The sequence below is a fragment of the Mesorhizobium sp. WSM4807 genome, assembly GCF_055811615.1.
The window spans coordinates 1-15,225 of record NZ_JBVVQY010000056.1; the positions used below are offsets into that span (position 1 = coordinate 1).

The window sequence follows — 15,225 nt, forward strand, 5'->3', positions numbered from 1 at the left end:
TCGGCTGATGTCACGGAATGGATCCCAGGGTCTGCGCCGCGTCGCTTCGCTCCTTGCTCCGCCCTGGGATGACGAAGTGGAGGGAACTAGTCCGGGAAATCGAAAACCGGTTCCTCGCATCGATGGACCCGGCATTGACCGTCAAGCGTCCTGATGTAGGAGGTGACGGGCACTTCGGGCCAGTCGCACTCATTGCCGTATTGGCGGACATATCGATCATAGGTGTTGCGGCCGGTGGTCAGGACGATCGCGCGCCGGCTCTGGATCAGCTGCTGCGCCTCGTCGCATGTCATGGTGCGCGCATCCGGCCGGCCGTAAGCCATGCTTGTGGCGGCGAGCAGGATCGCTGCGGCTGTCGAGACGATTGGGCGAGCTGGCATGATAGATCCTCTCAAGGGTCGTGCCCAACGCGCACCTTCGCCCGTGGTTCCGCAACCTTCGGCTTTTAGCGCATCGGCCCACCTTGGTGGTCGCGCGAAGAGACGTTGCGGGAAGAGACCTTGGATCAGGCGTCGGCTGCTTCTAGCACCAATCTCCAACGCTGGCGATTAGCCATACGCTACTACACCTTCGTCATCCCAGGGCGAAGCAAGGAGCGAAGCGACGCGGCGCAGACCCTAGGTGTTTGATCCCGGACTTTAATGGCGCATCATCGCAATCCGAGAACCGGTTCCTCGCATCGATGGACCCGGCATTGACCGTCAAGCGTCCTCACATAGGAGGTGACGGGCGCTTCGGGCCAGTCGCACTCATTGCCGTATTGGCGGACATATCGATCATAGGTGTTGCGGCCGGTGGACAGGACGATCGCGCGCCGGCTCTGGATCAGCTGCTGCGTCTGTTTGCATGTCATGGTGCGCGCATCCGGCCGGCCGTAAGCCATGCTTGTGGCGGCGAGCAGGATCGCTGCGGCTGTCGAGACGATTGGGCGAGCTGGCATAGTAGATCCTCTCAAGGGTCGTGCCCAACGCGCACCTTCGCCAGTGGTTCCGCAATCTTCACCCGGGTCTCCCGCAAGAGGCTGTTGCTGCGGCGCAATAATGCATGTCGCGCAAAAGCATGCCCTCGGGCCTGAACCGAGGGTGTGCAGCGGTTTTGCGATAACGACATGCATAAAACAACAACCTAAAGCGCGTCGCATGAGGCCGGTCAAACGCGACGCGCTTTAAGACAGGCGCGATCTCATTCCTCCTTCTCCGGCTTGAACCGCCTCACCACCACCTCGAAGACGATGTCCGAGATCCACATCGCCGAGACGCCGATGAGGAACGCCGCGGCCAGCGTCGTGGTGCCGTCGTCGGGCGACGGTATCGGCACGCCGGTAGCGCGGAAGTAATGCACCACTGGCAATGTCAGGTAGGCCGCCGCCAGCGCGCCGCAGATCGGCGACGCCACCATCTCGCGGACCTTGTAGCGGTGGCGCGACAAGGCGCGCAGAATGCCGCCGGAAAGGCCGGCGACCACCACCGGCGCCTTGATGCCGAGAGCATCGAGAAACTCCTGTATCATGGCTTCCACCCGCACCATCTGGCGCCGTTCGCGTTGTAGGCGTTCACCTCGTCGAGCTCGGGCCGCGTCATGGCGGCGACGACGACGGCGGAGGGACGGCGCGGCTGGTTGTGGTCGCACCAGACCTGGCGCGCCGGCGAAACCGGCGTTGTGCATCCGGCGAGCAACAGGCCCCCGAGCAGCAGACCGATCATCAGTGCCTTGCCCATCGCATCGCCTCCCGCCGTGCGGCTTCGTCCGGCAGGTCGCGCGCCGCGCGTTCGGCATCGGTCGCCTCGCGGTCCATCTCGAGGCGATCCTGCGCGGCGGCGAGTTTTTCCGCCGCTCGCCTGGCCGCATCCTTGTTGGCCCGACCGCCGGCGACAAACAGGCCGATGCCGCCGACCAGCGTGGCGAGTATCGCCATGATCGTCGTATTGCCGGCGAGCGCGCTCAGCATGGAAAGCACCCACATCTCAATTGCCCTCCACGGCAGGCTGTCTTCTGACGAGGCCGGCAACGCCGTCGCGGACGACATTCATCAGGATCTTGAGCAGGGTCAGCACCCCGGTGATCTTGAGCGCCAGGGCAGCGTCGATGCCGAACAGCGTCCAGTCGAAGCCGACCAGGCCGGTGAGCAGCAGGATCAGCACATTGATCAGATTGTGCGCGGCATTGGTATTGAACCACGTCATGGCTTTACCTTTCGAAACACGGACAGGATTGCGGCGACCAAGGGGGCCAGGACTGCAGCCCAGAATCCGGGCAACGGTCCGGGCCGGACTCCAGCCACGCCCGGCTCGTGCTTTGGCCCTGAAGACATAAGAATGTCCGGTTGCGGAGGCTGCGGGATCGGAACAGGCGCTGGAGGCTGTGCTGGGGCAGCGGCCGGCGTGTCCTTGATCCCGGACCATTTGCGGAACGCCTCGGCAAGCCTGATATCGTAGGCGTTCTTCCCAAAGGATGCGCCGTTGTAACCCTTGGCAAAGCCGGCCCAATCATGCTTGCGCAATTTGCCGTCGAGCCGGTTGGCGGCGATGAAATTGATCGCCGCCGCCAGTTGCAGCGCCTCGTCTTCCATCATAGCTTCGACCATGGCCTGCACGGTGAGGAAGCCGGCCGCCTTGAAATTCTCGCCGAGCACCTGGCCGAGGCCCCACGACGCCGATCTGAGCGCCGCCGTCTCGTCGATGGCGCAGGCGGCTTTCAGGCGCGGATAGCTGTCCCGGGGATAAGGCTTTTCGCCCCATCTGGCATAGGCAAGGCCGGCCGCGACAGCTTGCGCCCGCTTCGCCCCCGACAGGTTGCGGAAAAAGACATGCGGCTCGAACAGGATGATCGGCCGGCCATGGGCGTCGAAGCCATGCCCGCTGGTTTCGACATCGAGAAAGGCGTGGATCTCGTCCTCGCCGACGCCGATCCTGGCGCCAAGTTTTGGCAGATCGAGGTCGTCCAGGCGCCTGGCGGCGCCCTTGAACGTCATGTCCATGGTCGTGTCCTTTCCGCCCTCGCGGGCCGGTTGATGTTTGCAAGCGATTGTGTGAAATGAGCCCCAAAGGGGAGGACAGCGGCCGATGTCGCAAGATGAAAGAACGGCACGCTGGACGGTGAAGGCCGAGCTATGCGCGGTCGGCCGCGACAAGCCGCTGCTTGTGGCGTTGGCAGCGATCCTGTGCCTCTATTGCGGGCTGGTCGTCGGGCCGATCCTCTATGCGTTCCTGGCCATCCAGGGCATGGCGGACTTCTTCAAGTGACGGTGTTGACCACTTGAGAACAGCTCGATGCGTCCTGCCGCCTGAACCGAAATCGCTTAGAGACTGTTTCGAAATTCGCTCTGGCGAGCCATATGGTGGTGGTTTCGAGAACCGGAGCGCAGCGGACATTAGAGCGCTGCGCGTCCAATTGGACGCGCAAAGGACGCTCTAACACTTTGCATTTGCGCATGATCCTTTCCGGAAACCGAAATCGGTTTCCGGGGTCATGCGCTAGTCCGTGAGCACCGGCCTACGCCGGCCGTAGCTTTAACTGCCACGACCGCTCATAAGTGCTTCGGCCGGCGAAGGCCGGAAGCGCAGAAAACGCCATCAGATGGCCGCCAGAGTAGAGTTTCCAAACGGTCTCTTAGCCGGGATGAAACTGCTGCCATGAACCGTTCATACCCTGTGGGACACAGGTGCGGGAGGGCGCGTGACATTAAGGATCAGGCTTCCGGGCGGGACCTTGAAGATCAAGACGAGGGACAAGCTGCGCCGCCGCGAACAGAAGCGCGAGGTTCCGGTCTGGAAGGTCGGAAATTACTTCATCATCTGGTGGCCGAGCAGCATGTCAGGGCGCCCGCCAAAACGATGATCCCGAGCCTGCGCCCCGACCGTTCCGGAAACGGTCCCAGAAGATAGCCCCGGAAACGATGACCGGCCCTTGACTCTTCCGCAACGGAAGCTCTCTAGTGCTGCGCTGCACAATGGGGGTTGGGCTGATGGCGGTTCGTATCAGGTTGCCGGGCGGCACCTTGAAGATGAAGGTGTATCGGGAGTTGCGCGGGCGCGAACGCAGCCGCCGCATCCCCGTCGTCAAGATTAGGTTCGGTCTATTTCACCTGGTGGTCGAACCGGCCGCGTCCTTTGAACAACCCGCCGGGTGCACCGGACGATCCTGACCTATCCCAGGTGACGCGTTGACGCCCTGACCGTCATCGGGCGCCTGCGCTCGAACCCTTCCCGGGAAGAGTCAAAAAACCATCGGCTGTTGACTCTTCCGCGGGGGAAGTTCTCTAATTGCTGCATTGCACATCATCATTGCCTTGCCGGCGGGAGTTGAACCGATGGCAGTGCGTATCAAATTGCCGGGCGGCACCCTGAAGATGAAAGTCTATCGCGAATTGCGGGTGCGCGAACGCGAGCGCCGCGTGCCGGTTATGAAGATAGGTTCGCTGTATTTTATCTGGTGGTCGAACAGCCAGCCTCACGACAAGCCGCAAGGCAGCCGTCATTAGTCTTTGCAGTCTTTGCGCCATTCGCCTGCGCGGCGGCGCGGGCTACGGCGTGTCTTTTGGACGCGCAAGCCAGCCAGGCGGCAGCCAAACGCCGCCGAAATTATCGACCCACAAGATCACTCGGTATCTGCGGTTGGCGAAATGCTACCTGCACTGGCTCGCTGCCAGGGGCCGTGTCGAGCCAAACGAACTAGAGCGTGAACTACCTCACGATCACGCTTGCAAAGCAGAGGTGCGTGCCGCAAATGGCGGGAGTGAATGGATTTCGGAGAGGTGGATGCCAAAGCGCGATTATTACTTCAATGGAATAGGCCTAATCGAGCCGGAGGAAAGCGGCGATGCGGTATTGGTTGAACTCCAGAACCCCACAGAGAACGCATGGGCTCGCATCCCGTCGAGCCAGATTCGTGACCTGGCTTTCAAGTTGCTTTTGGCTTCCCAGGATACTGCTCGGAGGCGCAACGACCAGACCCAGACCGTCACCCCGGCGCAGCACCTTCGTGCGGCCTTGTCCGGCCAAATGCCTGAACATTGTATCGTGATAGTCGAGATCGCCGAAGGTATGCCGGAGATTGCCTTCGGCCTTCCAACGGCAGAATTGGTTGCATTTGTCGATGCTGCGGCGCAGCTCCCGCGGCCTGAGACGCCGGGCCCAAGCAAGATAAATTGAGGACGACGATGACCACTGACTTATCGAGAGAGAAGACCGACCTGCGGTTTTCGGTTCAGGCCATTGATAACCGACGAATCCCAATGGCCATGGTGCAGACCGACGACGAGGAAGAGGCAAGAGGAAAGTTCGAAGATCTCTGCGCTCACTTCTATTGGCGGCACCTTTTCCTCGTCGATGGAGAGCACATTATTGAAGATCGGCCGGCGTTGAGACCGCCGGGCGAGCACTGATGCCATTCGTCCCGCCGTTCCTATATCGTCTGGCCGGTATCAATGCCGGCGTGGGTGCGAAGTTGAGCATCCAAGCCGTTCGTTCTGCCCGCAAAGGTCGCCATGCTTTTGGCGAAGATTGCGTTCTTCACTGTCGCTTCTCCTTCGATCGTCGTGAAGCGCAGATCACAATCGGGCGGGATTGCTTCATCGGGAAAAGCCACCTTGTCGCAGCGCAGCGGATCACCATCGGCAACGATGTTGTGGTCTCATGGGATGTCACTATCGTCGACCACAATTCGCATTCTCTCGATTGGAAACAGCGTGCGAAAGACGTTGCCGACTGGCGGCGAGGCAAAAAGGACTGGACAGATATCGGCATCGCCCCGGTGACGATCGAGGACAATGCTTGGATCGGAATGGGCGTGACTATCCTCAAAGGCGTCACCATTGGCAAGGGCGCGGTTGTGGGCGCGGCCTCTGTCGTAACGCGAGACGTAGCCCCATTTTCCGTTGTGGTTGGGAATCCCGCTCGATCGATAAAGCGAAAAGACTAAGCCCCGCCTAGCCAGACCTCGACAAGGCCTCCGGCGTCGTTCCTCGGCACGGTGATTTCGCGACTATGCGTCGGGTTGCTGGGTTTCGTGATCAGTATTTTCCTGCCAACAACCACCCACTCTTCACCCTCTTCGAGCGTGGTGATCACTTTACCCTTGCGCTGAATTGCGAATGGCATCGGTCTATCCCCTTTCCGCGACGTATTCGATGAACCGAAGGGCATTGGCGTCCATGCCGGCGTCGTTGTAGTGCAGGCCCTCTTGATAGGCCCCCGAATTGATGTAATCGAACCCGTCGATCGGGACCGTCAGCACATTGCGCGACCGATAGCTTTGACGTATCGCGCCAAGCGCTGCGTCATAGGTGCGACCGCCTGTATAGCTGCTATCCCAAGCGGATGATGGCCGTGTTGGCGGCATGGCCATCATGCGAGGAGCGCCGGCCGCCTCCAGCGTGTTGATGATCGACGTGATATTGGCCGAAATCGTCGCCGGCGGCGTGCTAAAGCTGTCATTGATGCCCAGGGCGAGGACCGGCACAATTTTGCCGCCAGCATAGCCGCATTGTGCCACCGCAGAAGCAAGGCGCGGCGCGTTGAAGGATGCGAACGTATAGCTTCCGTGCGCAGCGCGCAGCGTCCGCAGGCGCGGACCGGCCGCCTTGATGCCGAGACGGATAAGCCCAGTGATCTCCACCGGTCCGCCTACGGCCGTAAGGGTATAGTTTCCGCTCGCCGCCTGCCCTGTCAGGGACGGGCCGGAATATTGATCGAGCGCCAGAGCGCCGGCAGCATTGACGGTCTTGTAGGCCGCGCCTCCATTGAACGCGAAATCGAGAGAACCTTGGCCGGCGTCCTGGGTATAGTGGACGTCGACCTGCTCATAAGCCCCCGTGAACGCCAGCGCCGCGCCATCCGCTAGGATGATGCTTTCGGCGAGTGGCCCGCGCGTTCCCGTCGAGACGGTTCCGCTGGTCGTAATGCCATAGAAGGCCGGCGTGTAGGTGGAGCTTGGCCGCAGCGCCGTCATGCCCGGTTCGTCGTCGGAAATGCCTAGATTGGCAAATTGGGTAACTCGATTGAACCAGTGCGCGGGGCCATTGCTGGCCAGCGCCCAATGACCGATGCTGTCGGCGATCAAGCAGAGCACATCGTTGTTGGCGATATGCTCTGCCATCTTGGCGCGGAAGCCATCATAGAGATTGAACAGCGACGGGCGAGCCGGAACGAAGAACCTCCTGCGGCCGACGAACGGCTTTCCTGGCCCCCAAAAACCGTCACCCGACTTAGGCATAGCCGTCAATGCGAAGCTGCCGGGCGGCACATAAGGATTTGGGTGAGCGGCCCCGGCCGAAGCAAAGAGCGCAGTCGCATCAACGACGCCATTTGGGTCGGCATCAGCCAGCAGGCTCATGCCGGTGTTCTGCGTGTCGCCGCTCAGAGCCCGTGCGGCATCGGCAATAAGGCCCGTCTTAATCGTGAACGCAACCTCATAGCGGTGCTGGGTCGATGACGCCACAGTCGCGCCGTTCGACAGCGCTGCGGCCTTGATCCATGCGGGAATGCCTTGCGGATTGACGCTATTCTGAAACCTGTAACCGCCACCGCTGATCGCCGGATATTGCCCGGCTGCTATCGGGATGCTGAGGGGAATTTCGGTCACACCATTGGCTAGTGTGATCTGATGCGTGCTGATCACGTTGACCGTCAGGTCGCCATTGTACTGAATAACGTGAATGTTGGCCGCGCCAGAACCGCTTGCCCCAACGTCGACTTCGGTAATGTAGCCATCGGCCGGCGCTGGCGTTTGCATGACGACGCTGTAGTTCGCCGGGGTATTCGTGCCGGTGTTGACCAGGCTCGGCCAGCCAACCGCCTGATCAGTGCCGACGACTTCGACCAGGTCGTTTGCGGTGTCGTAGGCGGCACGTGCCTTTGTGCCGACTTCACCCGTGAAAGTTGCTTTCCATTGCGGGCCGTTTGTAAAGCCGATGGTCTTGGCGGTGTGCGAGGTCGGCACCGCCGCCGTAAACCACTCGCTTTCGCCGTTCGGAATTGCCCCGGCCGTATAGTACCAGGTGCCCGCGCCTGTCCGCTGTAAACCCATGACGCTGCCAGCCGGCTTCAGGATCGAGAGCCCCGAGTTGACGGAGGACGGGCCGGCAACGACAGGGATAGTTTGTTCAGAAACCAGAGTTAACGTGCCATCGCCCTCGACGTGGGCAAAGACGATATGAATTGTTCCCGACCCAGCGCCGAAGCCGAGTTCCACACTCGACAGAAATTCATCGACCGTCGATAGTGACCCCGGCCAGTAATAGACGCTGCTGTTGGAGACCATCGTGCCGCCGACCGAACCAGCGATCGCAACCGGCCCGACCGTCCTCGATCCGATCAAGGCAATGACTTCCGCCGCCGAAGCACGAACGCCCGTGTCGACGGCAACCGGCCCGGCCGCCACAGTGTACAGTCCAAGCACTCCGCTCGAAACTTCGGTCCAGAAATATTGCCCGACAGCGACATTCGTGCCGAGTACGACAGCGGCGGCCGCGCCAGCCAATCCCGCCGATGCCGCAAAGCTGAAAACTGGCGCCACCGTGTAGGAGCCGGGCGCCGTGATCAGGATCTGCGTCAGCGCGCCGCCCGCGACCACGAAGCGGCCGGCCGCGCCCGAGCCAGCGCCGCCGGCAAACGCCAGGTCGAAGGTGCCGTTGGTGCCACCGGCGCCCGCCGTGATCGCACCGCTACTAACGACACCAAAGCCGATCGCCGCCGTCGTCGTCGGGAAAATGCCCTTGCCATACAGCGACGCGTCGCGCGCCGCCTGCGCGCTGGCCAGATTGGCCGCGGTGGTGACGACATCGGCGGCGGTTTGTCCGGCATTGGCGACAGAGCTGGCAGCGCTGGCGGCTGCCTGGCCGGCACTGGCCTCGGTGGCATCCTTCAGCACCAGCGTTGCGTCGCGCAGCGATTCGACATCCTCGACCACCTCCGCAATGTCGGGCGGCACGAACGGGGCAATGGTGATGGCATCGCTGCCCACCACCGGCTCGTCAACGCTAAATTCAAACACCCGCCCGGCATTGATTGTCCCAAGCTGGGTGTGAACCGTCGTTCCCTTCTGCAAGGTGCGGGCGGTGCGGGCGTCGGCGGCGCGGAACCATTCGCCCTCGCTCACCGTGTAGATTCCGTTCTGTCTCTGGTCGGCCTGGTCCTTGACCAGCACGCGGTCGCCAACCTCGCACGGCACGCCGTCGATGGCCTGCAGGCCATGAAGGAGGATGTTGGCCGTGGTCGCCAGGCGCACGGGTTCGCGTTCGCCGGTCAGAAGTCGAACGGCGGCAGTTGCAGGTCGAGCCATCAGGCTTGCTCCATGAAAAAAGCCCCGCGAAAGCGAGGCTTGAAGTGCGCTATGATTTCAGGCCGGCCCCCGGCGCGGATCAGGCCGGCGGTGTTGTCTCGAGAGAAAAAACCCGATGCGGCCTATGGCAATCCGCCAACGCGCCTGCCAACGCGCCTCTTTGTCCAGCCGGCGATTGTCAGCCCGCACGCCATGCCGGCGCAGTCGGCAACCCAGTCGAACCCATCCAGATCGCGTCCTATCAGTTGCGAGCCCTGAAGAACCTCGATCGCCGCGCCGGTGAAGGCGAGGACAACAACCAGCCTTGCCTTGTGTTCCGGCCAGCCGAGGCTTCCCAGGGCCGCCAGCACCGCGAAGGCGATGGCGTGATGCAGCTTGTCATCGTAAAGCGTGACGGCCGTGCCGAAATCCGGCAAGAACCGCGCCGGCAGAAGAGTGAGCAGGAGAACGCCGGCCAACGTGACCGGAAAAACGATCCTTGCCAGCATCGGATAAGACTCTAAGCGCAACAAGATAGGGTCAGTCCTTCATCTGAAGCCTGGACGGGCCAGGTGGATTTCCGTTCCAATGATCGCATCAGCGCTTGGGAATTTCAAATCCAGAACCACAAGCCTGTGTTGTAAGAAAGGCCGCCGTCGCTCTTATCGCCCTAGATAACGACCACATACCTGCGTGCATTGCCAGCAGAGACTTCAGGAACCTTGGCTTTTTCCCATGAAAAAGCCTGCGGCCAAAGCAACAGGGGCAGGTAACGAGAAAATCTAGCCCGGCCGCCTGGTTGCGGACATCAGTTTTGCGCCACCGAGGCGCCGGCCTGCCAGGCGAGCGCAGCCCTATCGTCGGGCCTGAGATCAGCAAGGCGGTCATCGCCCGAAGCGGACCAATTCGGGCTTTTCGCCGACAGATCGGTGCCGCCTTCGGCGCCGGCGGTTTCACCGCTGATCCCGCCGTCAGTGGCCTTCGGCTCGCCGCCAAGCAGTTCAACAGCGCGGCCCGGATCCTTGGCGATCATCGCCTGGGCGAGCGCTTTTGCGGTGTTGCTGCGCCAGGCAGTTTCGGCCGCTTGCCTGGCGACCGGGTTGCCCATCTTGGCGATGAAGTCGAACCCGCTCTGCCTGATCGCCTTGAACGCTGCGGTGTCGTCCGGGTCGATCTGCGCGATGGCGCTCATGTAGGAGTCCTGCGCCTTGGACCATTCGGTCTGCTCATAATCCTGGCGGCGCGCATATTGCTGTGCGGCCATGCGTGCCGAGCCGGCCAGCCTTAAAGCCTCTTTCTTCCTGATGAAGTTGGCGCGTTCGCTCTCCGGCACTTTCGGCACGGTGCTGTCGAAGATCTTGTCGAACAGGCCGGACTTGACGACGCCGTCGGTGCGCGGATCGACCTGGCCGTACATGCTGTCATGCAGGCCGCGACCGTCGGCCGGCGCATTCTGGATCGCCTCGTTTTCGGCCTGGGCGATCTGCCCGTTCAACTCGTGGCCGATGACCTCGGCGTCGAAGGCGTCCTGCTGCTGCTTCTGTTGCCTGAACCGCTCGGCGACAGCCGAGAGCTCGGCGCCAAAGCCTTGCATGGCGGCGCCGACGGGCGAGCTGCCGGGATAGGAAACCACATTGCCGGTGTCGAGCCGGCGCTGGGCAAGCTGGAGGGGGATGGTAGCCATCAGTAAAGCCCTCCGCCCGGCGCCGGCGGAAAGGCGCTCTTGCCGAATGTCACCGCCTTGCTCGGGTCGTAGAGGCCGGAAAGGCCGGACACGAGGTTGCCGCCTGCCCTAGAGATCGAGGTCGCCGCCGCCTGCCTGCCGGAAAAACGCGAGATTGCGGCCTGCGTGGTCAGATTGTTCTGGCGCAGCTGCGAGCCGTACTGGATCGCCTTGATGTCGAGCTGGCCCTGCCTTGCATTGGCCGCCAGCACCTCGGTCGGCGAGCCTGCCATGGCGACGCCCGAGGCGCCGGCCTGGGCGCGCGCCTGCGCCTGCAGAAGATCCTGCTTGTGGCGCTCCTGGCCTTGTTCGAAGGCCGCGGCTTGCGCGTCGGTCCGCGCCTGCTGTTCATAGGCCTTGGCTTGGTAGTCGGCCATCTGCCTAGACTGCTGGCCTTCGACCAGCCCGCCGCCGACCGAGAGAGCCGTGCCGATAAGGGCAAGTGTGCACATGGTCAGCCGCGGCCTCGGCCACGAAGCGAAAATCTGCCCGCGATGCCTCCAGCCGGCGCGCCGAGCGCCGGGCGCGGGTCGAGCGCGCCGCCGGGGCTGAGCAGGGACAGAAGCAGCTTGTCGGCCTGGATCGCTGCCGCGCTGAGACGAGCGGGTGCTGCCGCTCGCCGCCCGGCTATGGCGGCACGCCGGATGGCAGTCGGGTTGATTTTCAGGCTGGCAACGCCGGCGGCGTCGAACTGGCTGTTGGCGGTGGCGACGGCACGGCGCAAGGCATCGGCGTCGAACAATTGCTGGCGCAGCTGTTCGATCAGCCATTGGGCCATGCGCCAGCGCTCGTCGAGGGAAGCGGCGTTTGCCCTGATCTCGTCGGCAAGTGCTGCGATGTCGACGCAGGCTTCACTTTGCGCGGCGACGCGGCGCTTGTCATCGGGGATTGGGGTCACGGGAGGGTCCTTTTAGGAGGGGGATGGGAGGGCGGAGCGGGTGCTCTCCCCCCTCGAGGGGGAGATGGCCGGCAGGCCAGAGGGGGTCGTCTCGCGTGGAGCACCGGCGTTCTCGCCCGCGATGGAGGCAGTAGGGGTCGGGTCAGGACGTGCCGACCCCCTCTGTCGCCTTCGGCGACATCTCCCCCTCGAGGGGGGAGATCGGCAGCCTCAGCGCCGGTTCTTACGGCTCGGCATCGAACACCGGCGTGAACGCCCGAATCGTGCACGGCGTCGGGTTGGTGTGGCGGATCTTCACTCTGCCCTGCCCTTCCCAGCTGTCGTCGATCGGCACCTCGACATTGCCGGTGAACAGATTGGCCATGCCATTGGGCGAGACGATCGAGGGGATACGAACCGGCTCCCACCGACCGCGCATCAACGACGTGATTTCCAGCCCGGTCGTGTCTGTTTCCAGCACGGAGAGGATGACCTTGGCGGCCTTCTTTCGACGCCCGACGATCGATCCGTCCTTGCCGCCGACATCGAGCTCCAGCGTGTCGGCGCCGGCCTCATAGGGTAGCCCGACCTGCCATTTGGCCGCCGTTGCCCCGCCGGGCAAGGAAACCGCTCCGGCAGCCACGACAAGGCCCTTGTAGACCCTGCCATCCGCCAGGGCGTCGACGGTTTCGCCTTCGAGGTGACCCAGGCCTGTGACCATCCCCACGGCCGCGCCGCTGTAGGACAGGCCGCAATCGACTTCGAACGCGTCGGCGACCTCGCCATATTCGAATGGCACAGTCTTGATTTCGATGGTGCGCTTCGTCGCGCCACCGATGGTGCGCCTGACGATCAGCCACAGATCATCATTGCCGTCCTGCCCCGGCGTCACCACGGCGCTCTCAACGACGCCCCAGTCCGAACCCGAGAAAGAACCGGCGATGCGATGCCGGTGCATGCCGCGGACTTCCTGCGAAGGCTGGTGCGTGTAGCCGCCGAGTTCTCCGTTATCCAGCGGGAACCACAGCAGCGGATCGGGGTCGGTCTGGAACGCCAGTTCGACGACGCCCTTCTTCGGAATGTGCTCGGAAATCTGTCCGACATCATCCGACGTGAAGCGGCCGGTGGCACTCTGGGTCAGTTCGGCGATCGATTTGCGGGAGCGCGTCACATAAAGGAACGACTGCCCGGCATCCACCGGACGGACCTTGGCGCAACCAAATGTGCGGGACCGACGGTTTTTGAAGGACGACGGCGTCAGCGCCTCGTCGATGCCCGAACCCGACAGCGCGCGGACCCCGCCAAGCGTTCCGATCAGCAAAGCCCCATCGGATTCCGCAATCCATGTGATATCGTTGGCCTGGCCGCCGCCGGCCTGGACGAACTCCAGCGCGTCGTCATCTTTCTCGCCGAGCGCGAAATTGTCGAAGTCGCCGGTTGCGGATGCGTAGACGGAGAATTTCCGGCTGAAGGCCAGCCGCTCCTCGTACAGCGAACCGCTTTCGACGTACTTGCCGGGAACGAAAGTGCCGAGGCGCCAGCGCGTAATCGGGCTGAGATTGGGCAAGGCGTGGCCGTATAGCCGGATCTTGACTACCGTCGTGCTGGTGCGGCCCGTGATGCGCGCCCAGCGCCAGATGGCATCCGAGCCGAGCAGCCGAATGGCGCGGCCGACATCTGATGCCTGGAAACCGGTGCCGTCATTGATGCCGACGATCGAGGATGCCGTGAGATCGAACGGCGTCTGGCTGTCGCCGCCTTCGTGCCATCCCATTTCCGCGATCGTAACATTGCTGTCGTCCTCCGAGCCGGTGATGTTCAGCCGATAGGACTGGTAGGCCGTCTCATTCTGAAATTCGTAGAAGCGCACCTCGCCGCGCGACCAGACGGTTTCCGCTGTCCGGCTGTCGAGCGAGATCCAGTTCGTGCCGTCAAAACCCTGGAAATCCCAGGCGACCGGTGCCCTTGTGCCGCCGATGGATTGCGCGCGAAGCCAGTAGCCGTCACAAACCTTGGTCCCGGCGAAGGCATAGGACACGTAGCCGGTGGTCGTGCCGAGCGAAAGGTTTGACCCATTGTCCCGGTCGAACACCTTGTAAGCGTCGGCGGAGCCGCTGGAGTCCGCAGCAGTGCCGCCTGGAGCGGTATTGTGGGTCATAAGAGGATGGACGGCGCCGGTCTCGGCAGGCGCCATGGTGGTCGCGCTTGTGTTGATGTCGTCATAGGGGCCGTCGAGAAAGACGGATTCGGCCAACGTCCATGTCGTGTGCGCCGTGCGGGTGAGAACCTGCGGCGGGTAGTCCGCGTGGGTGATCCACATCTGGTCGGCGGATTGGACGAATTGCAGGTCGAACAGATCGGCTTCGAGATAGGGCGTCTCCACTTCCACCGTGCCGACGCGGGCGCCATAGGCATAGACGCGGATGTAGAGGTCGCCGAACTCCAGCATGTAGGCCTGGTCTGCCGAGAAGATGAACGGTATGCCGCGCGTCTTCTTCGACGAATCCTTGGCCTCGCCGACGAAATACGACCCGCCGCGCTTGCGGATGCCGCCATGCGGCAAGGTGACGAAGTTTTCGCACCGGGAGAGCGCCGCGCGGTAAAGATCGAGCGACGCGCGGGCGTGTAGCCGCGGCGAGATCTCGCCACGAACGAATGTGTCCTGGACCGGATAGAGCGTCGTCATCAGCGCACAAACCCGCCGCGCTGGATCGCCCAGGACGTCGTCGAAAGCCTGCCGCCACGCTGGATGGCGTTGGACTGGAACGCCGCGTCGAGCGCCCGGTCATAGGCACCGCGGGCAATATCGATCATGCCGGCCTTGTGGGTCAGCGGATGCGCGATCTTGATGGCAAGGGCCGCGACCAGCACTTCCGTGAACAATGCGTCCCAGTCGTTAGGATCGGTGAGGTTGGCGATGTAGCGGATGAGGCGTGGGCTGGACTGGTCCGAGTAGATCAGCCCGGCCTCCTGGCGCCACGAGATCGGCACCCCATCCGGCTCGCCATTGTGGGTCAGCGGCAAAGGCCGCAGGCAGTCCACGGGCAATTCATAGGCAAAGTTCAGCGTGCCCGAGCCGCTGCCGGTATCGGACCCGGCGACGGCGGCCGCCAGGATTGCGAACACCCAGGCATGTTTCGTCAGCTCCGCCTCGCGGGTCAGGTCGAAAAGCAGATTGAGCAGGCGGGCTGCCTTCACATCCTGATCGAGGCTGTCGATCGGCGCCTCGTCGAGAACGCCAAGCGCCATGTTGGCGATGTCGAGCGGGGTGATGGCCATGGTTTTAGGCTCCGTCAGCAAGAGTGGTGAAACAAAAGGCATGGTGCCCCCACGGCAAAAAGCGCTCTGGGTGGGGTGGGATTGTGGG

General features: G+C 62.8%; 21 protein-coding genes. 6 read left to right on the forward strand and 15 right to left on the reverse strand.

The window, feature by feature from the left end; all coding sequences use genetic code 11:
* Positions 1-86: 86 nt before the first annotated feature.
* From AC0L3N_RS32450 to AC0L3N_RS32480, 7 genes are all read right to left on the reverse strand, one after another.
* On the reverse strand, positions 87-380 hold the full coding sequence (locus tag AC0L3N_RS32450) for a hypothetical protein (protein ID WP_258123341.1): 294 nt from the start codon (positions 378-380) through the stop codon (positions 87-89).
* Positions 381-649: 269 nt separating this feature from the next.
* The gene (locus AC0L3N_RS32455) at positions 650-940 is read right to left on the reverse strand and encodes a hypothetical protein (RefSeq protein WP_473551668.1); all 291 of its coding nucleotides are present in this window, start codon (positions 938-940) and stop codon (positions 650-652) included.
* A gap of 242 nt (positions 941-1,182) precedes the next feature.
* Positions 1,183-1,527 (reverse strand): hypothetical protein, encoded by a 345-nt coding sequence (locus AC0L3N_RS32460; protein WP_473551670.1) that lies wholly within the window; start codon positions 1,525-1,527, stop codon positions 1,183-1,185.
* Positions 1,506-1,718 carry a hypothetical protein gene (locus AC0L3N_RS32465; protein WP_123147884.1) on the reverse strand — a complete coding sequence of 71 codons (213 nt, stop codon included), beginning with the start codon at positions 1,716-1,718 and terminating at the stop codon, positions 1,506-1,508. The genes AC0L3N_RS32460 and AC0L3N_RS32465 overlap by 22 nt, the downstream gene beginning before the upstream one ends.
* A complete protein-coding gene (locus AC0L3N_RS32470; RefSeq protein ID WP_473551671.1) occupies positions 1,703-1,963 on the reverse strand; it encodes a hypothetical protein in 261 nt (86 codons plus the stop codon). Before AC0L3N_RS32470 ends, AC0L3N_RS32465 begins: the two co-directional genes overlap by 16 nt.
* 1 nt (position 1,964) lies before the next feature.
* Complete coding sequence (locus AC0L3N_RS32475) at positions 1,965-2,183, reverse strand: hypothetical protein (RefSeq protein ID WP_473488168.1); 219 nt, start codon at positions 2,181-2,183, stop codon at positions 1,965-1,967.
* The gene (locus tag AC0L3N_RS32480) at positions 2,180-2,977 is read right to left on the reverse strand and encodes an N-acetylmuramidase family protein (protein WP_473551673.1); all 798 of its coding nucleotides are present in this window, start codon (positions 2,975-2,977) and stop codon (positions 2,180-2,182) included. Before AC0L3N_RS32480 ends, AC0L3N_RS32475 begins: the two co-directional genes overlap by 4 nt.
* Positions 2,978-3,062: 85 nt before the next feature.
* On the opposite strand from AC0L3N_RS32480, the gene AC0L3N_RS32485 reads away from it, so the two are divergent.
* The 6 genes from AC0L3N_RS32485 (at position 3,063) to AC0L3N_RS32510 (ending at position 5,919) form a co-directional block, all read left to right on the forward strand.
* On the forward strand, positions 3,063-3,242 hold the full coding sequence (locus AC0L3N_RS32485) for a hypothetical protein (RefSeq protein ID WP_473551674.1): 180 nt from the start codon (positions 3,063-3,065) through the stop codon (positions 3,240-3,242).
* A gap of 722 nt (positions 3,243-3,964) precedes the next feature.
* Positions 3,965-4,144 (forward strand): hypothetical protein, encoded by a 180-nt coding sequence (locus tag AC0L3N_RS32490; protein WP_473551676.1) that lies wholly within the window; start codon positions 3,965-3,967, stop codon positions 4,142-4,144.
* A gap of 165 nt (positions 4,145-4,309) precedes the next feature.
* Positions 4,310-4,480, forward strand: a complete 171-nt coding sequence (locus AC0L3N_RS32495; protein ID WP_165848537.1) for a hypothetical protein — start codon at positions 4,310-4,312, stop codon at positions 4,478-4,480.
* A gap of 277 nt (positions 4,481-4,757) precedes the next feature.
* Complete coding sequence (locus AC0L3N_RS32500; protein WP_123147891.1) at positions 4,758-5,150, forward strand: hypothetical protein; 393 nt, start codon at positions 4,758-4,760, stop codon at positions 5,148-5,150.
* Positions 5,151-5,158: 8 nt separating this feature from the next.
* Positions 5,159-5,383 carry a hypothetical protein gene (locus tag AC0L3N_RS32505; RefSeq protein ID WP_123147892.1) on the forward strand — a complete coding sequence of 75 codons (225 nt, stop codon included), beginning with the start codon at positions 5,159-5,161 and terminating at the stop codon, positions 5,381-5,383.
* Positions 5,383-5,919, forward strand: a complete 537-nt coding sequence (locus tag AC0L3N_RS32510; protein WP_123147893.1) for an acyltransferase — start codon at positions 5,383-5,385, stop codon at positions 5,917-5,919. Before AC0L3N_RS32505 ends, AC0L3N_RS32510 begins: the two co-directional genes overlap by 1 nt.
* Here AC0L3N_RS32510 and AC0L3N_RS32515 read toward each other — a convergent pair.
* From AC0L3N_RS32515 to AC0L3N_RS32550, 8 genes are all read right to left on the reverse strand, one after another.
* Complete coding sequence (locus AC0L3N_RS32515; protein ID WP_123147894.1) at positions 5,916-6,098, reverse strand: hypothetical protein; 183 nt, start codon at positions 6,096-6,098, stop codon at positions 5,916-5,918. The two genes, AC0L3N_RS32510 and AC0L3N_RS32515, sit on opposite strands and share 4 nt — an antisense overlap.
* Before the next feature lie 4 nt (positions 6,099-6,102).
* Positions 6,103-9,279: a hypothetical protein gene (locus AC0L3N_RS32520; protein WP_473551678.1), complete on the reverse strand. Its 3,177-nt coding sequence runs from the start codon at positions 9,277-9,279 to the stop codon at positions 6,103-6,105.
* 122 nt (positions 9,280-9,401) lie between these two features.
* Positions 9,402-9,767, reverse strand: coding sequence for a VanZ family protein (locus AC0L3N_RS32525; RefSeq protein ID WP_244602766.1), 366 nt, complete (start codon positions 9,765-9,767; stop codon positions 9,402-9,404).
* A gap of 299 nt (positions 9,768-10,066) precedes the next feature.
* On the reverse strand, positions 10,067-10,942 hold the full coding sequence (locus AC0L3N_RS32530) for a hypothetical protein (protein WP_473551680.1): 876 nt from the start codon (positions 10,940-10,942) through the stop codon (positions 10,067-10,069).
* Positions 10,942-11,433, reverse strand: a complete 492-nt coding sequence (locus AC0L3N_RS32535) for a hypothetical protein (RefSeq protein ID WP_473551681.1) — start codon at positions 11,431-11,433, stop codon at positions 10,942-10,944. Before AC0L3N_RS32535 ends, AC0L3N_RS32530 begins: the two co-directional genes overlap by 1 nt.
* Before the next feature lie 2 nt (positions 11,434-11,435).
* On the reverse strand, positions 11,436-11,879 hold the full coding sequence (locus tag AC0L3N_RS32540; protein WP_473551682.1) for a hypothetical protein: 444 nt from the start codon (positions 11,877-11,879) through the stop codon (positions 11,436-11,438).
* A 223-nt stretch (positions 11,880-12,102) separates the two neighbouring features.
* The gene (locus AC0L3N_RS32545) at positions 12,103-14,544 is read right to left on the reverse strand and encodes a phage tail protein (RefSeq protein WP_473551684.1); all 2,442 of its coding nucleotides are present in this window, start codon (positions 14,542-14,544) and stop codon (positions 12,103-12,105) included.
* The gene (locus AC0L3N_RS32550; RefSeq protein ID WP_473551685.1) at positions 14,544-15,137 is read right to left on the reverse strand and encodes a phage connector family protein; all 594 of its coding nucleotides are present in this window, start codon (positions 15,135-15,137) and stop codon (positions 14,544-14,546) included. Before AC0L3N_RS32550 ends, AC0L3N_RS32545 begins: the two co-directional genes overlap by 1 nt.
* Positions 15,138-15,225 lie beyond the last annotated feature (88 nt).

Coding starts and splice junctions, on each gene's coding strand:
- AC0L3N_RS32450 (WP_258123341.1), bottom strand. CDS start 380: ATGCCAGCTCGCCCAATCGTCTCGACAGCCGCAGCGATCCTGCTCGCC.
- AC0L3N_RS32455 (WP_473551668.1), bottom strand. CDS start 940: ATGCCAGCTCGCCCAATCGTCTCGACAGCCGCAGCGATCCTGCTCGCC.
- AC0L3N_RS32460 (WP_473551670.1), bottom strand. CDS start 1,527: ATGGTGCGGGTGGAAGCCATGATACAGGAGTTTCTCGATGCTCTCGGC.
- AC0L3N_RS32465 (WP_123147884.1), bottom strand. CDS start 1,718: ATGGGCAAGGCACTGATGATCGGTCTGCTGCTCGGGGGCCTGTTGCTC.
- AC0L3N_RS32470 (WP_473551671.1), bottom strand. CDS start 1,963: ATGTGGGTGCTTTCCATGCTGAGCGCGCTCGCCGGCAATACGACGATC.
- AC0L3N_RS32475 (WP_473488168.1), bottom strand. CDS start 2,183: ATGACGTGGTTCAATACCAATGCCGCGCACAATCTGATCAATGTGCTG.
- AC0L3N_RS32480 (WP_473551673.1), bottom strand. CDS start 2,977: ATGGACATGACGTTCAAGGGCGCCGCCAGGCGCCTGGACGACCTCGAT.
- AC0L3N_RS32485 (WP_473551674.1), top strand. CDS start 3,063: ATGTCGCAAGATGAAAGAACGGCACGCTGGACGGTGAAGGCCGAGCTA.
- AC0L3N_RS32490 (WP_473551676.1), top strand. CDS start 3,965: ATGGCGGTTCGTATCAGGTTGCCGGGCGGCACCTTGAAGATGAAGGTG.
- AC0L3N_RS32495 (WP_165848537.1), top strand. CDS start 4,310: ATGGCAGTGCGTATCAAATTGCCGGGCGGCACCCTGAAGATGAAAGTC.
- AC0L3N_RS32500 (WP_123147891.1), top strand. CDS start 4,758: ATGCCAAAGCGCGATTATTACTTCAATGGAATAGGCCTAATCGAGCCG.
- AC0L3N_RS32505 (WP_123147892.1), top strand. CDS start 5,159: ATGACCACTGACTTATCGAGAGAGAAGACCGACCTGCGGTTTTCGGTT.
- AC0L3N_RS32510 (WP_123147893.1), top strand. CDS start 5,383: ATGCCATTCGTCCCGCCGTTCCTATATCGTCTGGCCGGTATCAATGCC.
- AC0L3N_RS32515 (WP_123147894.1), bottom strand. CDS start 6,098: ATGCCATTCGCAATTCAGCGCAAGGGTAAAGTGATCACCACGCTCGAA.
- AC0L3N_RS32520 (WP_473551678.1), bottom strand. CDS start 9,279: ATGGCTCGACCTGCAACTGCCGCCGTTCGACTTCTGACCGGCGAACGC.
- AC0L3N_RS32525 (WP_244602766.1), bottom strand. CDS start 9,767: ATGCTGGCAAGGATCGTTTTTCCGGTCACGTTGGCCGGCGTTCTCCTG.
- AC0L3N_RS32530 (WP_473551680.1), bottom strand. CDS start 10,942: ATGGCTACCATCCCCCTCCAGCTTGCCCAGCGCCGGCTCGACACCGGC.
- AC0L3N_RS32535 (WP_473551681.1), bottom strand. CDS start 11,433: ATGTGCACACTTGCCCTTATCGGCACGGCTCTCTCGGTCGGCGGCGGG.
- AC0L3N_RS32545 (WP_473551684.1), bottom strand. CDS start 14,544: ATGACGACGCTCTATCCGGTCCAGGACACATTCGTTCGTGGCGAGATC.
- AC0L3N_RS32550 (WP_473551685.1), bottom strand. CDS start 15,137: ATGGCCATCACCCCGCTCGACATCGCCAACATGGCGCTTGGCGTTCTC.